Annotated in this window: 12 protein-coding genes; 8 read left to right on the forward strand and 4 right to left on the reverse strand. The window is 32.5% G+C overall.

What is annotated here, in order from left to right; translation table 11 throughout:
* Positions 1-3: 3 nt before the first annotated feature.
* The 5 genes from BUC23_RS03120 to BUC23_RS03145 all read left to right on the forward strand — a co-directional run bounded on the left by BUC23_RS03120 (position 4) and on the right by BUC23_RS03145 (position 6435).
* Positions 4-1137 (forward strand): FIST signal transduction protein, encoded by a 1134-nt coding sequence (locus BUC23_RS03120; RefSeq protein ID WP_073205267.1) that lies wholly within the window; start codon positions 4-6, stop codon positions 1135-1137.
* Entirely contained in the window at positions 1137-2174 is a 1038-nt protein-coding gene (locus tag BUC23_RS03125; RefSeq protein ID WP_073205270.1) for a sensor histidine kinase, read from the forward strand. Before BUC23_RS03120 ends, BUC23_RS03125 begins: the two co-directional genes overlap by 1 nt.
* Positions 2161-2478: a histidine kinase gene (locus BUC23_RS03130; RefSeq protein WP_073205273.1), complete on the forward strand. Its 318-nt coding sequence runs from the start codon at positions 2161-2163 to the stop codon at positions 2476-2478. The genes BUC23_RS03125 and BUC23_RS03130 overlap by 14 nt, the downstream gene beginning before the upstream one ends.
* A gap of 13 nt (positions 2479-2491) precedes the next feature.
* On the forward strand, positions 2492-3199 hold the full coding sequence (locus BUC23_RS03135) for a LytR/AlgR family response regulator transcription factor (protein WP_073205275.1): 708 nt from the start codon (positions 2492-2494) through the stop codon (positions 3197-3199).
* Between the two features lie 125 nt (positions 3200-3324).
* A complete protein-coding gene (locus BUC23_RS03145; protein ID WP_084538291.1) occupies positions 3325-6435 on the forward strand; it encodes an ice-binding family protein in 3111 nt (1036 codons plus the stop codon).
* Positions 6436-6921: 486 nt separating this feature from the next.
* Here BUC23_RS03145 and BUC23_RS03150 read toward each other — a convergent pair whose 3' ends face one another.
* Complete coding sequence (locus tag BUC23_RS03150; protein WP_073205278.1) at positions 6922-8982, reverse strand: hypothetical protein; 2061 nt, start codon at positions 8980-8982, stop codon at positions 6922-6924.
* Between the two features lie 224 nt (positions 8983-9206).
* On the opposite strand from BUC23_RS03150, the gene BUC23_RS03155 reads away from it, so the two are divergent.
* Together BUC23_RS03155 and BUC23_RS03160 are read left to right on the forward strand one after the other, a co-directional pair.
* Positions 9207-10460 carry an oligosaccharide flippase family protein gene (locus BUC23_RS03155; protein WP_244153763.1) on the forward strand — a complete coding sequence of 418 codons (1254 nt, stop codon included), beginning with the start codon at positions 9207-9209 and terminating at the stop codon, positions 10458-10460.
* 74 nt (positions 10461-10534) lie between these two features.
* Positions 10535-11731, forward strand: coding sequence for a glycosyltransferase (locus tag BUC23_RS03160; RefSeq protein WP_073205822.1), 1197 nt, complete (start codon positions 10535-10537; stop codon positions 11729-11731).
* Here BUC23_RS03160 and BUC23_RS03165 read toward each other — a convergent pair.
* From BUC23_RS03165 to BUC23_RS03175, 3 genes are read right to left on the reverse strand one after another with little or no spacing between them, the layout of a single operon-like run.
* Complete coding sequence (locus BUC23_RS03165; protein WP_073205284.1) at positions 11721-13274, reverse strand: glycoside hydrolase family 2 TIM barrel-domain containing protein; 1554 nt, start codon at positions 13272-13274, stop codon at positions 11721-11723. The two genes, BUC23_RS03160 and BUC23_RS03165, sit on opposite strands and share 11 nt — an antisense overlap.
* Complete coding sequence (locus BUC23_RS03170; RefSeq protein ID WP_073205286.1) at positions 13255-14493, reverse strand: hypothetical protein; 1239 nt, start codon at positions 14491-14493, stop codon at positions 13255-13257. The genes BUC23_RS03165 and BUC23_RS03170 overlap by 20 nt, the downstream gene beginning before the upstream one ends.
* Positions 14493-17582 (reverse strand): hypothetical protein, encoded by a 3090-nt coding sequence (locus BUC23_RS03175; protein ID WP_073205825.1) that lies wholly within the window; start codon positions 17580-17582, stop codon positions 14493-14495. The genes BUC23_RS03170 and BUC23_RS03175 overlap by 1 nt, the downstream gene beginning before the upstream one ends.
* A gap of 182 nt (positions 17583-17764) precedes the next feature.
* Here BUC23_RS03175 and BUC23_RS03180 point away from each other — a divergent pair, with 182 nt between their 5' ends.
* Entirely contained in the window at positions 17765-18943 is a 1179-nt protein-coding gene (locus tag BUC23_RS03180) for a glycosyltransferase (RefSeq protein ID WP_073205289.1), read from the forward strand.
* Positions 18944-19127 lie beyond the last annotated feature (184 nt).

The raw sequence follows: 19127 nt of genomic DNA on the forward strand, positions 1-19127 counted from the left end.
ATTATGAAAATCATTCAGGCTTCGAAATTAAAAAATCAAGATTGGAATTATCTCCAGGAAAAATCAGCATTAAAAAACCCGCTAGTATTAGTTTTTGGGAATAGATATCTATTGGAAGACGAAGAAGTAATAAATAATATTCGTAACGAATTTCCTTATGAACATATTGTTTTCGGCTCAACAGCAGGCGAAATATTATGTTGTAACGTACATGAGAACTCCATATCAGTAACAGCCATAGAATTTGAAAGAAGCTCCTTTGTAGTCGAAAGGGAAAATATTCTAGACTACGATAAAAATGCTAAAACATTAGGGGAAGCGCTTTATGATAAAATTCCAAAAGAGAATCTAAAACATTTATTTGTTTTGTCTGAAGGGAGTTTTGTAAATGGAAGTTCTTTAATAAAAGGTTTAGAAGTCGAAATTGATTCTAAAGTTTCTATAACTGGTGGAATGTGTGGAGACGATGCACGATTTGAAAAAACAGTTGCTTCTTACAAAGAAAATCCAAAGGTTGGAGAAGTTGTTTTAATTGGTTTTTATGGAGAAACATTAGAAATTACCTACTCCAGTTTTGGTGGTTGGATTCCATTTGGACCAGAAAGAATTATTACAAAATCAGAGGCGAATATTCTTTACGAAATTGATGGACAGCCCGCACTTGATTTATATAAAAAATATTTGGGAGATAAGGCAAGCGAATTGCCTCAAGCTTCTTTATTATACCCTTTAAATGTAACTCCTGAAGGCAAAAAAGAGCCTGTAGTTCGAACCATTTTGAATATTAATAATGACGATCAGTCCATGATTTTAGCTGGTGATGTGCCAATGAATTCAAAAGTGCAGTTAATGATGGCATCTGTAGACGGAATTGCGGAGGGAGCACAAACTGCAGCAGAATTTGCAATGAAAAACCGCAAAAACAATCCGGAATTAGCAATCTTAGTAAGCTGTATAGGAAGAAAGCTAGTAATGAACCAAAGAGTCGAAGAAGAAGTTGAGCAAGTTCGTGAGACGATTGGAGAAAAAATCCCAATGACAGGATTTTATTCTTATGGAGAAATGGCGCCTTTTAATGAAAGCACTTCTTGTGAACTTCACAATCAAACGATGACTCTAACTCTAATTAGCGAATAATGAATTCATTACTACGAAGACAAATTGATAAAAAACTAAAAGGAGGGCTTAATGATTTAGATCTTTTTCTAGTGGTGATTAATGACTCCTATGAAAATTTTGAAAATCAGATAGACTTACTGCAAAGAGCAATGAAAATTAGTTCGGATGAACTATTTGAAGCCAATCAAAAATTAAGAGATGAAGCGGAGAGCCTAAAAGAAGTCAATAAAAACTTGCAGTTTATTCTTAATTCTATGAGTCTGGATGTAGCAATTACATCAAATGAGGAATCCTTTAATTCGTCAGATTATATTAAACAGCAATCCATAGAAATAGTAAAAATCAATAAGCAAAGAGAGGACTTGCTTTTAAATCTTGAAAAGCAAAATCAGGTATTAAACGAATATGCTCATATGGTTTCCCATGATTTAAAAGCACCCTTGCGAAGCATTGATACATTTATAAACTGGTTTATCGAAGATAATCAGGAGATGATGAACGAAACTAACATGAAATCATTAAATTTAATTCTTTCTAATGTGGAGAAAATGGATTTATTAATCAAAGGAATCCTAAATTATACTGCTGTCGAAAATAATGAAAATCAAGATAGAACAATTAATCTAAACATATTGATAGATGAAACTTTAAGGACTTTACATATTTCTGAACACGTCGAAATTACTGTAAAGAATGAATTGCCCAAAGTATTTGGAAATGACTTTAGGTATAAACAGCTATTTCAAAACTTGATACAAAACGCCATAAAGTACAATGATAAAGAAAAGATTATTGTCGAAATTGGAAATTCAGAAAGTACTAACGAAATCAGTTTTTATATAAAAGACAATGGAATTGGTATTCCGCAACAGTACCAGACTAAAATTTTTGATATTTTTTCTAAACTAGAAAATAATGACCCGTCTTCAGGAATAGGGCTTTCTATTGTGAAAAAGATTATTGACTTCTATAATGGTACCATTTGGCTGGAAAGCCAAGAAAATATTGGAACAACTTTTTATTTTACAATACCAAAAGAAAATGGAACAGCCTAATCTAACGTACATCGACGAACTGTCAGGAGATAATCTTGAATTCAAAACTAAATTAATTGGTATTCTTAAAAAAGAACTTCCAAATGAAATAAAAGGATACTCAGAAGAAATGGCAACCACCAATTTTTCAGAGGCTGCGCAATCGGTTCATAAGCTAAAACATAAAATATCTATACTCGGTTTAGAAAAAAGTTATTATATTGCTGAAGAATATGAAATTAATTTAAAAAATAACTCAACAAATCTGAATGCTGATTTTGAAAATATTTTAAAAATCATGCAAGAGTTTGTAAACCGTTTGTAACACCGCTTACAGTATGAATTGCATTATTATTGATGACGAAGAGATGGCAAGAGCGATTATGACTCAGATGATCACTCTATATCCTGAACTTAAATTGATTCAAGAATTCCCTAATGCTATTCAGGCTATAAAATTCTTGAACCATACTGAAGTTGATTTAATTTTCTTAGACATCCATATGCCTGATTTTACAGGCTTTGATTTTATTCAAAGTTTAAAAAATCCACCTAAAGTAATTTTGGTGACTTCAGATAAAAATTTTGCAATCGATGCGTTTGAGTACGAATGCATCGTGGATTATCTTGTAAAACCAATTACCGAAGAGCGTTTGAATAAAGCAATCCAAAAAGCAAATGCCTATAAAACCACTTCCAAACCAACAGAAATTAAACCAATTGTTGAGGATAATGCAAATGAGTTTTATATCAACATCGACCGTAGATTGATAAAAATTGAAATGGCGTCTGTAAATATTGTGGAAGCCAAAGGGGATTATATCCATATAAAAACCGAGAGTAAAAATTATGTTGTCCATTCTACCCTTAAAAAAATTGAAGATAAATTACCAAAAGATTTATTTTTAAAAGTACATCGTTCCTTTATAATCAATACCAAGAAAATTATTGATATTGAGGACAATAGTGTTTTGATAGCCAAAGATGTAATTCCGGTAAGTCGCGCTAATAGACCGGAGTTAATGAAAAGATTAAATTTGTTATAATCAGTTCATCGTTACCAATTTGTATTTGAACTATAGAAAGTACGGAATAGACTATTATATCGATTTGACTTTTATTTAATTCATATTTTTGATTAACAATTTTAGATAATTTAAAGTCGAAATATATGATGAACTCTACACGGTATAAAAATGAAAATTCATTTTTAAGTTTAATAGCTTTTATTTCATTGGTATTAGTTCTTGGATTTGAAGGCAAAGTAAATGCGCAAACTGCTCCTAATTTTGGAACTGCTTCTAAATTTGTCCTTTTTTCAGGAATAGGAGCGGTGTCAAATACGGGGACTTCTATATTAAAAGGTAATGTTGGAGCAAATATTGGGGCTATATCTGGTTTTGAAACGCCTACAACGATAGACGGAACTATAGAAAATGTTAATGCAGTTACCGCCCAAGCGGCTTTAGATTTAAAAGCTGCCTGCGTTCAACTTCAAAATACACCAGCAACGATCACAAATCACATTACGATTTATGGAAATGGGGAAACGCTATTGCCAGGCGTTTATTCTGCTGGCGCAGCGGCATCTATAAATGGATCCTTGATATTAGATGCCAAGGGAAATCCAAATGCTTTGTTTATTTTTAAAATTGGGGGCGCGCTTACAGCAGCGGCAAACACAACTGTTATTTTGACTAATGGCGCATTGGCTGCCAACGTTATTTGGATTGCCAATGGTGCAATAGCTATGGCTGCAGGAACTACAATGAACGGTACCTTAATAGGATACGATGGTGCGGTTTCTATGGGAGCAGGCTGTGTCTTAAACGGAAGATTGTATTCAAATGTAGGAGCCGTTTCGGTTTATGAAACAAAAGCAACAATTTCTCCAGTGAGTGCTTATAGATTTTTGGGCAACTATACAACAGATGGTACACCACAGTATTTTGTAACAAGTGATATTGTCAGCACAGAAACAATAAATTTGATTAAAAATTCTTTGCCAGAAAATTACCCTGTACCAAAGTATAATCCTCAATACCTTTCTTCTGGGTATGATACGGATTTAGTATTAGAAAAAGACGCAGATGTATGGGTAACCTTTGTTTCTGAAGGTGCCGGATATAAAAATGTTTTGGGATTTTATAGTTATGATATTAATAATCCGCCAACAGTTGCGCCAAATGCAAATGACATTACAATTGTGTTTCCTAATGTCTCTGCTGCAGGAAGCGGCGGGAGTTTATTGACGGGAAACAAAGTCAAAATTGGGAGTTTTGTTGCAGGAACAGGAATAGGATGGGTACTTTTGGCTAACGGATGGAACGGGACTCAGGTGACTAACGGATTATGGAGGTTGTTTTCTAACCCAAATTTTAATCCGGAGTCGAATGCATCTTTAAGACAGCATAATGTACTTTTAAAAGACCCAGAAAATCAAAGAATAATTTTGGGCTTTGAGGATATAAGAAGAGATAATTCTTCTTGTGATAATGATTTTAATGATGCTGTTTTTTATGTGTCCGCAAATCCATTTGAAGCTTTTAAAATATATAATGTTGCTGACGTAAGCAGTGCCACTAATGTATCTTCGGCAAACAACGGAGGTTTAGAGAGTAATGGAGATTTAGCAACACTTATTGCTAAAAGAAACTTTAGCAGAATAAAATCGAACAGTTTTGCTGATAAAAAAGAATTGCAAAAGAAGTTTTTTGCGGTTGCTAATTTAACGGCTAAAACAACCGGAACAGATTTTGCAACCCTAATTCCAGTTTCTGGAATGTATGGAACTGAAACAACTTATGTTTCAAGTCCAACTGATTTATTGGGAATTACAAATGCAAAACAAGTATATTCAGTAGATTATTATGAAGGAACAAGTCGTGTTGCAGCAGTTTTAGCGACAGAAACCGTTGGAGGTATTTATAGTCATTCGAAAGCGATTTGTGATCGTTTAAACAGTTCTTCTCTTGAAGATATCAGAACAATTGATATGAATGGTTATGAAATCATAATGGTAAAATTAAAACGAGCTAATGGATTAATTGAGTATGCTTTGAATTTTTCAATGCAACAATTACCTTCAGAAAATAAATTGCATAGTTACTGGAATTTAGCACAGTATCCGTTGGGGGATTATCTTAACTTTCAAATTTGGGGTTCCTCGATGGGGCAGGTTAGTAGCATTACAAATGGCATTTTAGAAAAATTTGCCGCAAAAGGAAAGATTACTGCGGAAGTAGTGAGCAACAGAGTTCCAACTGTTTTTGTAAAAAAAGGATTTTATAAAAATGGTCAATTGCATCTTTCTTTAATCAATAAATCAGGTGCTTCAAATATAATTTTTGAAGGAAATAAAAAAGCAACGGAATTATCCACTACAGAGTTTGTATCTCAAAACATAAGCTTGTCGGGAACTTATGAACAAGATGTAGTAACTGATTTAGGAGGTATGTTCGATATTGGTTTCTCCGTGTTAGGAAATAAATCAGCACAAATTGATGCGTTGTATCTAGCTGATGGACCATGGGGATTGGATTATTCAAAATTAGAAACTACAGTAACATCATTTGCTATTGATAACAAGGTAAATACGGGTAGTACTAACGATCAATATGCGATAGAACGAAATGCCTCTGTTAGCGGCAGTGTTTACGGGACGATGAATTTATTTAGAAATATTCTTCCGGGAGAATTAGTTTTTGATGCAAATGGATACACTGCGATAGGTTTTAAAATCCAAAATTCATTAGCCGTTGAGGTAGTTCTGGTAACTGATAACACAACGGACTGGAATGATAGATTGCGTTTTCAGCTTCCGGCAAATTCAACTATTTCAGATATTAATGTTCTTTTTGACAAATTTACTAATCCAAAAGGGCAGAAATACAATAGCGAAAAAATTAAAGGACTTGTTTTCTCTGTCCAGGGAAATTACAACGCTTTCCAACCTTTTGAGATTAATGTTTCTCAATTAGCGTTTAAAAATGCAGGCTCTTTAAGTACTGTTCATTTTGCAAATGAATTTACAAAGACTATATACAACTATCCTAATCCATGCCAGCTTTCCACTACACTTGTCTTACCTAAAATAACCGAAAGTGCAAGTGTAAAAGTGATAGATCTTTCTGGTAAAATTCTGATTACAAAAGAGTATAAAACGATACCATCTAATAACGAAATACAAGTTGCATTAGATAATTTAGGCAAAGGGATTTACTTCTTTATTGTCAGAACAAAAGAAAATGAAATACTACAAACCAAATTTATGATTAACTAAGAATACCACAACGCGAGAAAAAGCGATCCAATTGGGTCGCTTTTTTTTGTTCTATAATTTCCCTGCTATTACCATATTAATTAGATCTCCTCCTTGTTTTTATAAATAGAATTTCGATATATAACCTCCTCTTTAAGTCGGCTTTCTGAATAAAAGTGAGTTGATGTGGTTGCATAAGGTGTCAAAATATCCAATTAAAAACGATGTGCTTAGTGTTGGTATTAATTCAGTCAATCCAGCCCAAATTGTAAATATTTTTTTAAACTCCATCGCAATTATTTTGGAGCTAGCTCAGGGAAGTTACAGGTTGTTGTTTTAAATGTGAACAGATTAATAGCAAGTTATTAAGTAGGAATTACTATTGTGCTCACGGTAGATAGGGGATTCAATAATATGGATTTTATCAATTTTAAGTAAGGCGCAAAAAAAGAGGCTGCCTAACATAGGCAACCTCTTTCCGGTTTAAAATGGTTTGGTAATGTCTCGTTATTTTAGGTCAAAAACAGGTTTGTCAAATAAATTCCATTTTAAGCGAAGTCCCATTTCAGTATAGGTAAATCCGGCAACAGATACGGATGCAATATTACTGCGTCCACCATAAATATTCGCTAATAGTCGATCAGAGAATTTATAACCAAAACGAGCTTGAATTCTATAAGTAAGTTGCTTGTCGTTATCTTCAATAAATTGATATCCTACCGCAGCATTTACATTATAAAACCAATTTTTGTTTAGTGCTATTTTTTCGTCCTTCAAGAAATCAACAAAGATTTCAAAAGCATTAAATTTCTTTGGACTAAAATAAACGGTTGGCACCTGATCTTTAAAAGAGATAAATTGATAATTAAAACCGCCTTTCAAAACGGGCTGTGACATAAAATTATAATACAATGAGGTAAATAGTAAGTTTCTGGTATTATTATCTGTTTGAGTAGTATAGAAATATTGGGTAAACCAACCTAAATTAAAATTACTACCTATATTGTAATTCAAATAATAATTGTTAGTTGCAATCTGTTTGTCAATTAAATCTGTATTGAAATTCTGCAAATCACGTTTATACCCTAGTTCTAAATCTTGTAATTTAAAGGGCTTTGTCTTGAAGTAAAGGTTAATTAATGATTGTGTATACTTACTGGCTGTTGAATTGGCAGATGTAACTCCTGCTTCCAAATTAAAATTGATTTTTGGATGAAATTTATAACCAATTCCTATTAGGACATCATTTGTATTTGCTTTAACGTTAGTGACTTTGTTACCTGTTTTTCTATATTGGTACGTAGCATTTACAGACCATTTTGTAGATAAAGGAAAAATTACATTAGTTCTAGAACTAATGGCGGTGTTGTTACCATTGTCAAAGGAATAGCTTAGTTTTTCCTCTAAAGTTGGCGTATAATCTTCTTTGATTTTTTTAAAGAAGTTTTCAGCATCATTTTGATTTTTGAAAATTTCTAAAGTTTTAGCAACAGCATTTAAGGAGTTAGTTACCTCGCCAGAAGCGTAATAAGCATTTGCAATTCCCAGATTTCCATCAAAGGATTTCGAATCATTTCCTAAAATAGTAGAATAGTATTGGATGCTTTCTTTAAAATCACTGCGGTAGATAGCTAGCGTTGCTGATAGCGCCAATAACCAATTTTCATTAGCATATTTAGTGTTTAATTCCGTTATTTTTTGTTCTGCCAGTTTGTATTTTTTATTCCAAATCAAAGCCTGAATATAGCGTTCCTGTGTTTGTTTAATTATGTTTTCATCGTTGGTAGTTTTCGCTTTTTGGATTGCCTCTTCAGCTAAAGCTAAAGCTTTTTTGTCTTTTCCGTCGATATGTTCAATCAAGGAAAGCCCATTTAATGCAATTATTGGGTCATTTTTCGCAATAAGGGAATAGGTTTCTTTTCCTTTAGCAATATTCTTAGTTATTAAAAATAAATTTGCTTTGTTTAAGAGTGTTTCCTTGTCATTAGGAAAATCAATTAAAATTTCATTGTAAAAAGTCTCCGCTTCACTATATAATTTTTCATTTACTTTTTGATTGGCATATCCTAATTTTATATATTTTCTTGAAATTAAAGCGCCAGGGTTCGCAGGTGAAATTTCTAAAGCTTTATTGACATAAAAAAGAGCGTCTTTGAACTCTTTCAAATTAGAAAGTGTATTGGCATAGCCAAGATGGGCAACAAAATTAGTTGGATTTTTTTCAACCAAAACACTGTAGAATGCTTTTGCTTCAACAAATTTTTTGTTCCAAAGTAAAGATTCGGCGTAATTCAATTCGATTTCTAAATCACCTGGGTATTCTTTTTTTAGCTTTATAAAAAGATTCAAAGCTTTTTCAGGTTGACTGTTTAGACCAATTGCTCTGGCATAACACAGTTGTGCTGTTTTGTTTTGGGGATAGGATTTTAGAATATTTTCAAAAAACATCTCGGCTTTGTCAAATTCTCCTTTTTCAAGATGGCTAAAACCTTTACTCATATCTTGAGCCCTGCCGCTAAAACTGTAACAAATAAGAACAACGAAAACTAAATTTTTTAATAATTTCATTCGGTAATACACTTTGATTATTTCAATGCAAGTTAGGATAAACGGATGGTATTTGAACTATAGTAAAATGATTTTCAACGAACAATTATCTGGTTTCAAAGAGAAATGCTTTTTTTTAATCGTATTTAAGGGAGGAGATTAATAAAATATAGTTTGAGGTTAATTTTATTTCACGTGATTATTTTTGTATTATTGTTACTATTAATTCTTAAAAGTTACCCCTTTTGAATTTACCTTCAATTCCTAAAAAATTAAGTTCTGAGCATATCTTTATGTTAACAATGCTAGTTGTTAATGCTGGAAATTATATTTATAACTTATTATTGGGTAGAATTTTGGGTCCCAGTGAATTTTCGGATGCTGCAATTTTGATCACTTTTTTATTGATACTTTCATTTCTTGGAATGACCTTTCAAATTGTTGCTGCAAAATATTCAGTTTTGTTTGAAAATAAAATATTACAAGTGTTTGTTGTTACGGTAACTAAGTTTGCTGTTTTGGTTGGTTTTATTTTTGGTGCAATCATAATGATTTTTAATGATCACCTTCAAATTCTGTTTCACACTAAAACGGCAACAATGTTTGTTGTTTTTGCTTTGGGGATTCCACTGTATTTTTTGATGAGTGTAAACAGAGGATTGTATCAAGGCAAAAATGATTTGAATAAAATGTCAACAACATATATAACAGAAATGTTAAGTCGTTTGTTTCTGACTTTGGCACTTGTTCTTCTGGTTCCCACTTTACCAACATCAGTCGCTGTTGCTGCAGGGATATCTATGTCTCTTGTTTTTGGCCTTTTTCCGTTTCAAAAAAACATCAGTGTCAAAGCAAATATTTCCTTAACAGATGAAGTTTTAGATACAAAGAGTATAATTACTTTTTTTTCATTAACAGCCTTTTATGAATTCACACAAATCATTATAAACAATAGTGATATTATTTTGGTCAAACATTATTTTAGTGATAAGGAGGCTGGCTTATATGCGTCTTTAGCTTTAATAGGAAGAGTGGTTTATTTTGTTGCATGGATGTTTGTCATGTTGCTTTTGCCAAAGGTTATATTGTTAAAAAAAGAAGGGAAAGACACCTTGCCGATTCTATTGAAATATGTGGCTTACATTGCTGTTCTATCAGTTGGAATTATTCTTTTCACCTTTTTATTTCCTGAGTTTGTCGTGAAGGTAATGTTTGGAACAAAGTATATTTCTATTGCTTTTTTATTATGGAAATATGCATTGGCAACGTCAGTTTTTGCTATTGCAAACATCTTTGCGTATTATTTTTTATCGATTAATAAATATATCCCAGTTGTTATCTCGGCAGTTTTGGGACTGACCCAAATTGGATTAATTGTTATATTTCATAATTCGCTGGAGCAAGTAGTAGAAATGCAGATTATTGCTATGCTGGCACTGCTATTTTTCCAGTTGTGCTTTTTCTTTTATCATAATAAAAACAGTGTTCGTCTTAACTAATAAACCATTCGTCGAAAAAAATAAATTAAAATCCTATGAATAAAGATATTTACAGTACTAAAAATGAAGAACCAATGAAAGTAGCTGTAGTAACATCGTTCCCTCCCAGCAAAGTAACCTTAAATGAATATGGTTACCACTTGGTAAAAAATTTCGTGCAAAGAACAGAAGTTTCAGAGTTGCTTTTGATTACTGATAAAACAAAGGAACCAAAACAACTGGATTTTAAAAATAGTAATAAAGTATCTGTTAAGGAATGCTGGGAATTTAATAGTTATGCTAATTTATTCACCATTTGCAGAACTATTTTAAAAGAGAAACCAGATGCTGTTTTATTCAATTTACAATTTGTAAAATTTGGAGATAAAAAAGTTCCTGCCGCTTTGGGATTGCTAATCCCTATGATTTTGAAACTTTTTGGTTTTAATACAATTGTTTTATTGCACAACATATTAGAACAGGTAGATCTTGAAAGTGCAGGGTTTACTAGCAACAAACTTGCCCAAAGAACCTATAATTTTATTGGAACATGTTTAACTAAATGTATTCTTCAAGCGGATAAAGTTGCCGTAACTATTAGTAAATATGTAGATATTTTAAATGAAAAATACAAAACAGATAATGTTATATTAATTCCTCATGGGACCTTTGAGATACCAAAAAACCCCAATTTTGATTTGCCTCAAGGTCCTAAAAAGGTGATGGCATTTGGTAAATTTGGTACTTATAAAAAAGTTGAAATTTTAATTGATGCAGTTGAGTTAATCAGAAAATCCAGTGATGAAGCAATAGAAATTGTAATTGCCGGAACAGATAGTCCTAATACTCCAGGATATTTACAACAGGTTAAAGAAAAATATGCTGATGTTCCCGGAATTATATTCACCGGTTATGTTGAGGAAAATGAAGTCGCTACTATTTTTAACGAAAGTACGATGGTAGTATTTCCATATACTTCTACTACAGGAAGCTCTGGTGTTTTGCATCAGGCTGGAAGTTACGGTAAAGCAGTTGTAATGCCAGATTTAGGGGATTTAAGTATTTTAGTAAAAGAAGAAGGCTATAAAGGAGAGTTTTTTAATCCTGAAAGTACGGAGTCTCTTGCAAAAGCCATTAAAGCAATTTTAAATGACGACGAGTACCGAAGAAAACTAGCGAAGACGAACTACAAGGCAGCTTGTGAACTTTCTATGGATAAGATAGTTCAGATGTACATTCGAGATTTTAAGCAAGTTAATTACGATAAAATTATAAGATGGGTTAATGGTTAATGTATAAATAGGAAGGCTTCTTTTTACCATTAACATCAATGAATCCAAAACGTTTTTGTCTTTTCTTTTGCCAAGGCCATTTCCCTGCAACCTGATCCGGAACGTGAGGAAAATCATATAAGGTCCACGACATAAATGCAAGGTTATTCTTTTTGAATAATGCTTGCATTTTTTTATGATATTGCGCCTGTTCTTTTTCATTAGAACCTCTCAAGTTCCATATCCCTTTGTACGATGGAACTCCAAATTCTTCGATTACAATTGGTTTTGTCGTGATTACAGCCAAATTTTTAGTTTCTTTCACCAGATCTTCAATCGCATTGTAAAAATGATAAGAAACAAAGTCAACTTTATCGGCTAAATGTATCGCTTCTGCAGAATTTGACCAGCCAATAGTCACTAAATGATTTGGGGCACTTTCTTTAACCACAGTAATCATGTGTTCCAGCCAGTTAAGGACGTTGCTTTTGTCTCTGTTTTCAAAATCTAAATTGGGTTCGTTCTTTAAATCCCAAGCTAATATGGCTTTGTGGTCTCTAAATGTTGAAACAATTTTTTCAGCGTGACGATGCGTTAGTGTCCAGTTTTCTAGCGTGTAGTCGCTATAAAAATCAAAAAGGGTAACGATTACAAAAAGGCGTTTAGATTCCGCTAAATCTAATATTTTTTTGAGTTTATCTAATTTTTCTTGTTTGATATCAGCTTTTCCAAAATCATCGTATTGAATAAAAATCCGTATTGTATTTAGTTTTGCATTTTTTATAATATCAAAATCTTTACTGATGGTATCGGTATTAAAGGAATTTCCAAAAGTATCCCAAGCTGAATTTTTTGGGTAGTAATTAATTCCTTTGATAGTAAAATCAATATTGTATTTAGTGATTTTATCTCCTTTGATTTTAAACACTGAATTTGATTTTACTGTATCTAGAGGAAATGTAGTTTTTTCTATTTTCTGTAAATGACGCACCCTCCAAAAACCATCTTCAAGTAACATCATTACTTTATAAGTTGCGGTGTCCTGGACTGCTGCAATCAGTTTTTTCTTTTGATATACTTTTTGAAATTCAACTACATTTTTGTCAGTGAAAACAACTAGTTGACCATCGGCACTATAAAAATCTAATTTTGGATTGTGTTTTAGCGTGGTGCTCTCAATCGTGATTTCATTTTTAGTATTGTTTTTGATTGTGTTATATAAGTTTTGACGCGTATTTTGGGTGTAATAATCGGCAATGCCAGCCTTAGAATTGTCTTGCAGCGATTTGTTTTTAACATACCATGAAAACAGATAATCTTTTTCGATTGTTTTTAATGTGTTAGGCTCCATAACTCTTCCCGGATTGTCAATACTTTCCCAAACAACTTTTGGTAAATAAGTGTTTATGGTTTCTTTTTCTAAATGCAACATAGATATTCTATCCGCACCAGAATTTAAAAAATCGAGTACTTTACTGATGCCCAGTAGTAACAAAATATTTATAAGAATAAAGGATAGAATGAGAACTGCTCGGGTAATATTTCTATTGTTGATTAGGGTCATAGTTTTTTATTTCTGATTTTTGAGTAATGCCTAATGTAGTGATTTCAAAACGATATTTTTTTGCTTTGTAAAAATCAGGTGAAATGTAGAATTTAACAATTCCATTTGACGTGTCTTCTTGTAAAGTTTCAATTAACTTGTTTTCATGAATTACTTTTACAGTAACTTTTATTCCATCCGGAACTAATTGATTCATGAAGCTCTTTAAGGGACCCACAGTTAGTGTTCTATTGTGATTAGAGAACGCATAATTGAATTTGGCTATTATGGCTTTGTATTGAATGGTAAAAGAGTTGCTTTCTGCAATTCCTGTAATATATGCTTTTATAGTATAGAAATCAGGATGATCCGGATGCAATAATTGACCTGTAGCAATTCCATTTATAGTCGTTCCAAAAGTCTTTAGGATTATATTAGTCTTATTAGTGATAATAAAAGCGACTAATGTCCCATCACTTACGATATTGTTGTAATGGTCTTTAATCACTGATGTTGATAAAGTTGTTATTTGGTTACCATCTGCAAAGTCGTGATTTCTTGAATAATTGATGCTGAAATCCGAGGCAATATTGGGATAGACTTCGGTTTCGATTTCTTTTGTAGCGCTGTTCTTGCATTCGGTTGAAACTAAAATTTTACCGGATGGTCTACTAGAGAATATATTTTTCCAAGCAATGAAATCTTTGGTTTTCTCGGTATCAATTGTAATATTGTTTAAAAATTGATTTTTGATTAAAACCGGAGTGTTTTCCATAACAGGATTGTCAAGTCCATCGGTTGGAACAGCAACCATCATCGTGAATTCTTTACCACCGGCCAATATACTCCGTGGTCCTAGATAATTTTCAATTTGGGTTTGCCTGTTTTTATTGGGAATTATTTCAAAAATACCTTGTGCTATTGTTTTTTCACTAGCTATTAAAAACCAGGATACGGTACCCGTTTTTTTGGCGTAAAGCTCTGGAAGCTTAAAAGTCAGTTTGCCATTTTTATAAGTTCCTACTAATAAGGTTTTTCCATAGGAATGAATGATATAAAGTTGTGGAACAACGGTTTTGCTGTTCGATGTAAATTGTATTTTCACTTCATTTCCGGCGATAAAAAATTTAGTTTTGGTATCTAAAATAAAGACTTCTTTTTTAGCTCTTCCCAATAAAGTTCCAAAGGCCAAAAGAAGCGCGATAGATAGTAAAAATACGATGTAAATTGTTTTTCTCATTATCTTGGATTTCCAATATAATTGTTAATTTCTACTTTGATGAAATCATAACCATTCCCTTTTACTTTTTGTAACTGTTCTTTTTCACTGTTATTATTTCTATTTGGAACAACGTCTTTAGCAATTGATTCGTTAGATAATCCGTTTACAAAACAGTTTTTCAAGGAGGAATGTAAAAGATTTATTTTGGATAAATCCATAAATGTGTAATCAAAATATTGTTTTCGCTGCACTCTTACTCCAGCTCGCACAAAGAAATGATCTACATAAATTAAATTTTTATCACTGTCAAAATACGAAATTAATAATTCGGGAATAGTTACTTCCTGGATTCCAAAATTAAATAAGGTTCCTTTTAAATGGTGTTTGGTTATTTCTAAATCGGATAAACCAACTTTTGAATATAAATCCGTTATGGCAACATTTCCGGCACATTGAATGTCAAATGTTACGGGGGTTTTAGCGATTTCTAGTGGAGTAAATTCATTCGGGTTAAAGGTTGTGGGCTTTATATCTGTATTTTTTAACCAAGCAATATCTTCAAAATTCACTTTGAAACTCGTGATTTCTTTTGGCATTAATTTGTGTTTTATAACATATTTAGCATTATGAGAAGCCAGTTTTTTATTGTTTTTATCATATAAAGTTGCTTTCAATGTGACATCTGCAGGAACATTGTCCACGTTTTGAACCTCGCCTATTATAATATATTCTTTATTGAGTTTGATGAGTTTTGCGGAAAGAATTTCAAGAACGGGTTGTTTTAATACATCGTCATGGTAGGTCTGTTGTGTAGAAATTACTCTTCTCCCATGCTTAAAAAATCCAGTTCCATTATTAGAAACAAACTGATCCGGCGGAATGTCTAAATCAAGCTTTACGGGAGTAATAAACCATTTTCCATTTATTTTTGCCAGATTATGAATGTATTCTTTAACTATGATTTCTAGTGGGGTCACCCATTTTGTTTTTGCTACTATTTTAGCGTTATCTTTCGTTTCGTCCAAAATAGTAATGTCAATGGCATCTAGTTTGGCATAGGAATTCAATATACCGTCAGCCACTGATGTTTCTAACATAAATTGAGAAATTGACAATTTGCTTTTAGGATTCATAAAAGAATACGCCTTTTCGAATTCTTTGAAATCTATAGCGTCATAGTACGATTTGACAACGTTTTTTGGGCTGATTTGCGTAGCGTTGTTTAGGTAAAGTTTATAGATGAAACTCATAATAATCAACAGTAAAATTACGGCCCAAACGTGTAAAATTATGATGAGTTTTCTTGAAAAGGTAGTGTATGAAACTTTAAAATTGAAGAAAATAGGAGGAACTGTTGTCTTTAACTTTAGTGCTTGATACAAAATCATTTGAATGTTTAGTACAAATGCAATAACGACCGTTAATAATGGAATAATTCCCCACATTAATTTTTGATAAACGGGGACATCCTCCATGGGAAGGATTTTAGACAATGGTGGAATATTTAGCTTTTCCCAGACCATGATTCCATTTTCAAGCAGTGTTAATCGGTGCCAGCCACAGAAATATAAAATAGGGTCATAAAATTTATCATTCGAAAAAACATATTTCAAGTTGTATTTTTCAGGAACGGTAAGAAACTGTTGCAAAGAACCAATTCCTTCCAAGCCTCTAAATTTTGAGTTTTCCAAGCGTTCTACAGCTCTAGAAGTCAATTCAGGAAGTCTTCGTGCGGAATGGTAATTACCATCTACTGTGAGCGCCTTAGTTTGATACGATAAGGTAGCCATTTGATCTCCAAAACCCAGCGGTAAATAACGCCATTGGTCATGCTGATCCTGATTAAGGAAATTTATGATGGGTAATGTATTTATTTTTTGAGGTTGAAACGGTCTGAAATAGCCCATTGTAATGGTGAAAACCGCCATCAATAAAAAGGCTCCGGCCATTAATCCCCCTATAATTTTATAATACACGGATCCAAATCTATTTTGCATTGCTTCTTTTAAATCACCTTCAACAAAACGGTAAACAAACTCTCCAAACATGGGTAAGCTCATAATAGATGCCCACAAAGTGAAACGGTCTAAAGTAAGGATGTTAAATGCATTTTTTCCCAAAACCATTAAGGGAATAGGGGTAGTACCTCCTGTTCCTAAGATTATTAATAAAGTTATAGATAATCCAAAAAACAGGTATCGTTTGCTGTAATATCGATATAAAATATAGGGTAAAAAGAACAGTAAAATTCCCCATGGAATTAAAAAGAACATCAGTCCAGAGGAGGTTACTTCGATAAAATTATCCCGGGATCCATGAGGGATAGGAACTTGTGTGATAGGGTTTTTCTTTGAGTTAATCCAATACGGTAAAATGCAAAAAATGATTAGAAATACAGATGTGGCACCAAAAAGCAGGATCCTTTTTAACAATGAAAGGAACGATTGAAAGAAAATTTTAAAAGTGACCTCTTTGTAATTCGTTACTTTTTCTCTGGAAGTATCCATAATTACCATTCCTATGAGCGGAAAAATGAAAAAAATCATCCCGAAGAGTGGTGTTACGTGATGCGAGCAAACTGTAACTGCTAATAATGATATTGAAGAAAAAAAGTATTTGTACTTGCCGGTTTTAATCCAAAGATAAATTTCGGGCATCGAATGCATTAAAACAGAGATTCCTATAATACTGGGTAACTGCCCAAAAATATGAAGCGTTTCTACAAAGGAAGATGAAAAAACGGCTAGAAGTGCAGTGTATCCAGCCACAGTTCTATTACCAGTTATCAGTAAAGAAAAGCGATAGGTTCCCGTGATAAATAGTAGAATGCCAATTATCGCTACCGAGAACAATCCAAATTTTAGTCCGCCAATTAATGATAAAATACCAATTGACTGATGAACCAGTGGAGGATAACCCATTACCGTAAAACCAGTGTACCAGCTATAGTTCCAGGGTTCAAACCAGCTATGAGCATAATGATTAGCAAAAAACAAATGAATCAAAGCATCATAAGTGTTTTCTAAAGTAAAAAAGATCGCGCTAGAGTGAAAGACAAGTCCTATAAGAATAGCTGCTATTAAATATTTATTAGATTTTTCTTTCACTAAAAATTTATTATTATCAATGTTGTAAATATAGGGAATTAACAATATATTAGTATAATTTTAACGGCTAAGTGATTTAATCCATTCATCTACACATTTAGGCTCATTGGTCTAATATCTAGAAATAACTTTCGCTATTGAAATAACTTTGCTTCATATTAATATTATAAAATCATAAATTAATGAAAATACTTATCGTAGATGACCAAGAATTAGTTTTGCTTTCGTTAGAAAAATGTTTGACAGATTTGGGTTATGAAGTGAAAAGCTCTAACAATGTTTTTGATGCTATAGCTAAATATGATGAATTTTTGCCAAGTCTTGTCATCGCTGATATTAATATGCCCGTATTTAATAGTATAAGTGATGCGGATCAAACAATTGATAATAATGCAAAGGCAGCAGGCTTAGAGATTGTCAAGTATATAAAAGTGATTAAAAAACATGAGATCCCTGTTATGATTTTATCAGGGAATAATGATGAAGATGTAATTTTAAAAGGGTTTGAATTAGGGGTTTCAGACTACATGAAAAAACCTTTAAGCCTTAATGAGATCGGGGCAAGGGTCAAAAGACTTATCGGTGTAAATAAGGAAAGTTCTGTTGATAATAATAATAGATTAATACAAAATAACTGTATTGGAGTTGTGATTCCTTGTTACAATGAAGAATCGCGGTTATCAGGTGATGAATTTAAAAAATTCGTACATAAAAATTTAGGATACCATTTGTGTTTTGTAAATGATGGCAGTAAAGACAAGACACTTGAAGTTTTGCAAGAGTTGCGTAAAGGAAAAGAAGATTATATCAGTATCTACGACTGCGAAAAAAACGGAGGAAAAGCCGAAGCAGTAAGACTGGGAATGTTGCATTTAGCGAAGCAAACCCAATTTGATTATATCGGTTTCTTGGATGCGGATTTGTCCACTAATTTTGAAGATTTTGATGATCTTGTACAAACGATATCCAATTCCAATTATAAAATTGTGAGTGGGTCTCGCATCAACAGAATGGGAGCCGATATTGCTAAAGAATCAGCAAGAGCGATTATTAGTAAGGCAATTAATTTTATTATTAGAAAAACATTAGGAATGGATTTTAAAGACACTCAATGTGGTGCAAAAATCATGAGTAAAGAGGTTATAGAAAAAACATTCCAAAAAAAGTTCTTAACTAAATGGTTGTTTGATGTTGAAATATTCATGAGAATGAGAAATATATATGGCCTCGAGGAAACCAAAAAAATGGTTTGCGAAAAACCATTAAATAGATGGGTGCACATGGATGGATCAAAACTTTCGTTTAAGGATTCCTTTAAAATTATTTTCCAAATCGGTCAAATCGCAGTTCATTATAAATAAAACTACTTTTAAGATTATAAGTCAAAGAGATTATGCAAATTGTATAGTCTCTTTTTTTATGGATTTCATTTGGTTTTCAAAAGTTTAACAAAGAAAATGCAAGGTGAAATCTAAGAATCAGAAAATAGGCATTACTTTTGCGAAGAAATTAAAAGAAAAGTAACAACACCTACTGAAATAATTC

The organism is Flavobacterium xinjiangense (assembly GCF_900142885.1).
GTDB lineage: Bacteria > Bacteroidota > Bacteroidia > Flavobacteriales > Flavobacteriaceae > Flavobacterium > Flavobacterium xinjiangense.

What these genes read in the sequence shown, in the direction of transcription:
- BUC23_RS03120 (WP_073205267.1), top strand. Translation starts at nt 4, where the DNA reads ATGAAAATCATTCAGGCTTCGAAATTAAAAAATCAAGATTGGAATTAT.
- BUC23_RS03125 (WP_073205270.1), top strand. Translation starts at nt 1,137, where the DNA reads ATGAATTCATTACTACGAAGACAAATTGATAAAAAACTAAAAGGAGGG.
- BUC23_RS03130 (WP_073205273.1), top strand. Translation starts at nt 2,161, where the DNA reads ATGGAACAGCCTAATCTAACGTACATCGACGAACTGTCAGGAGATAAT.
- BUC23_RS03135 (WP_073205275.1), top strand. Translation starts at nt 2,492, where the DNA reads ATGAATTGCATTATTATTGATGACGAAGAGATGGCAAGAGCGATTATG.
- BUC23_RS03145 (WP_084538291.1), top strand. Translation starts at nt 3,325, where the DNA reads ATGATGAACTCTACACGGTATAAAAATGAAAATTCATTTTTAAGTTTA.
- BUC23_RS03150 (WP_073205278.1), bottom strand. Translation starts at nt 8,982, where the DNA reads ATGAAATTATTAAAAAATTTAGTTTTCGTTGTTCTTATTTGTTACAGT.
- BUC23_RS03160 (WP_073205822.1), top strand. Translation starts at nt 10,535, where the DNA reads ATGAAAGTAGCTGTAGTAACATCGTTCCCTCCCAGCAAAGTAACCTTA.
- BUC23_RS03165 (WP_073205284.1), bottom strand. Translation starts at nt 13,274, where the DNA reads ATGACCCTAATCAACAATAGAAATATTACCCGAGCAGTTCTCATTCTA.
- BUC23_RS03170 (WP_073205286.1), bottom strand. Translation starts at nt 14,493, where the DNA reads ATGAGAAAAACAATTTACATCGTATTTTTACTATCTATCGCGCTTCTT.
- BUC23_RS03180 (WP_073205289.1), top strand. Translation starts at nt 17,765, where the DNA reads ATGAAAATACTTATCGTAGATGACCAAGAATTAGTTTTGCTTTCGTTA.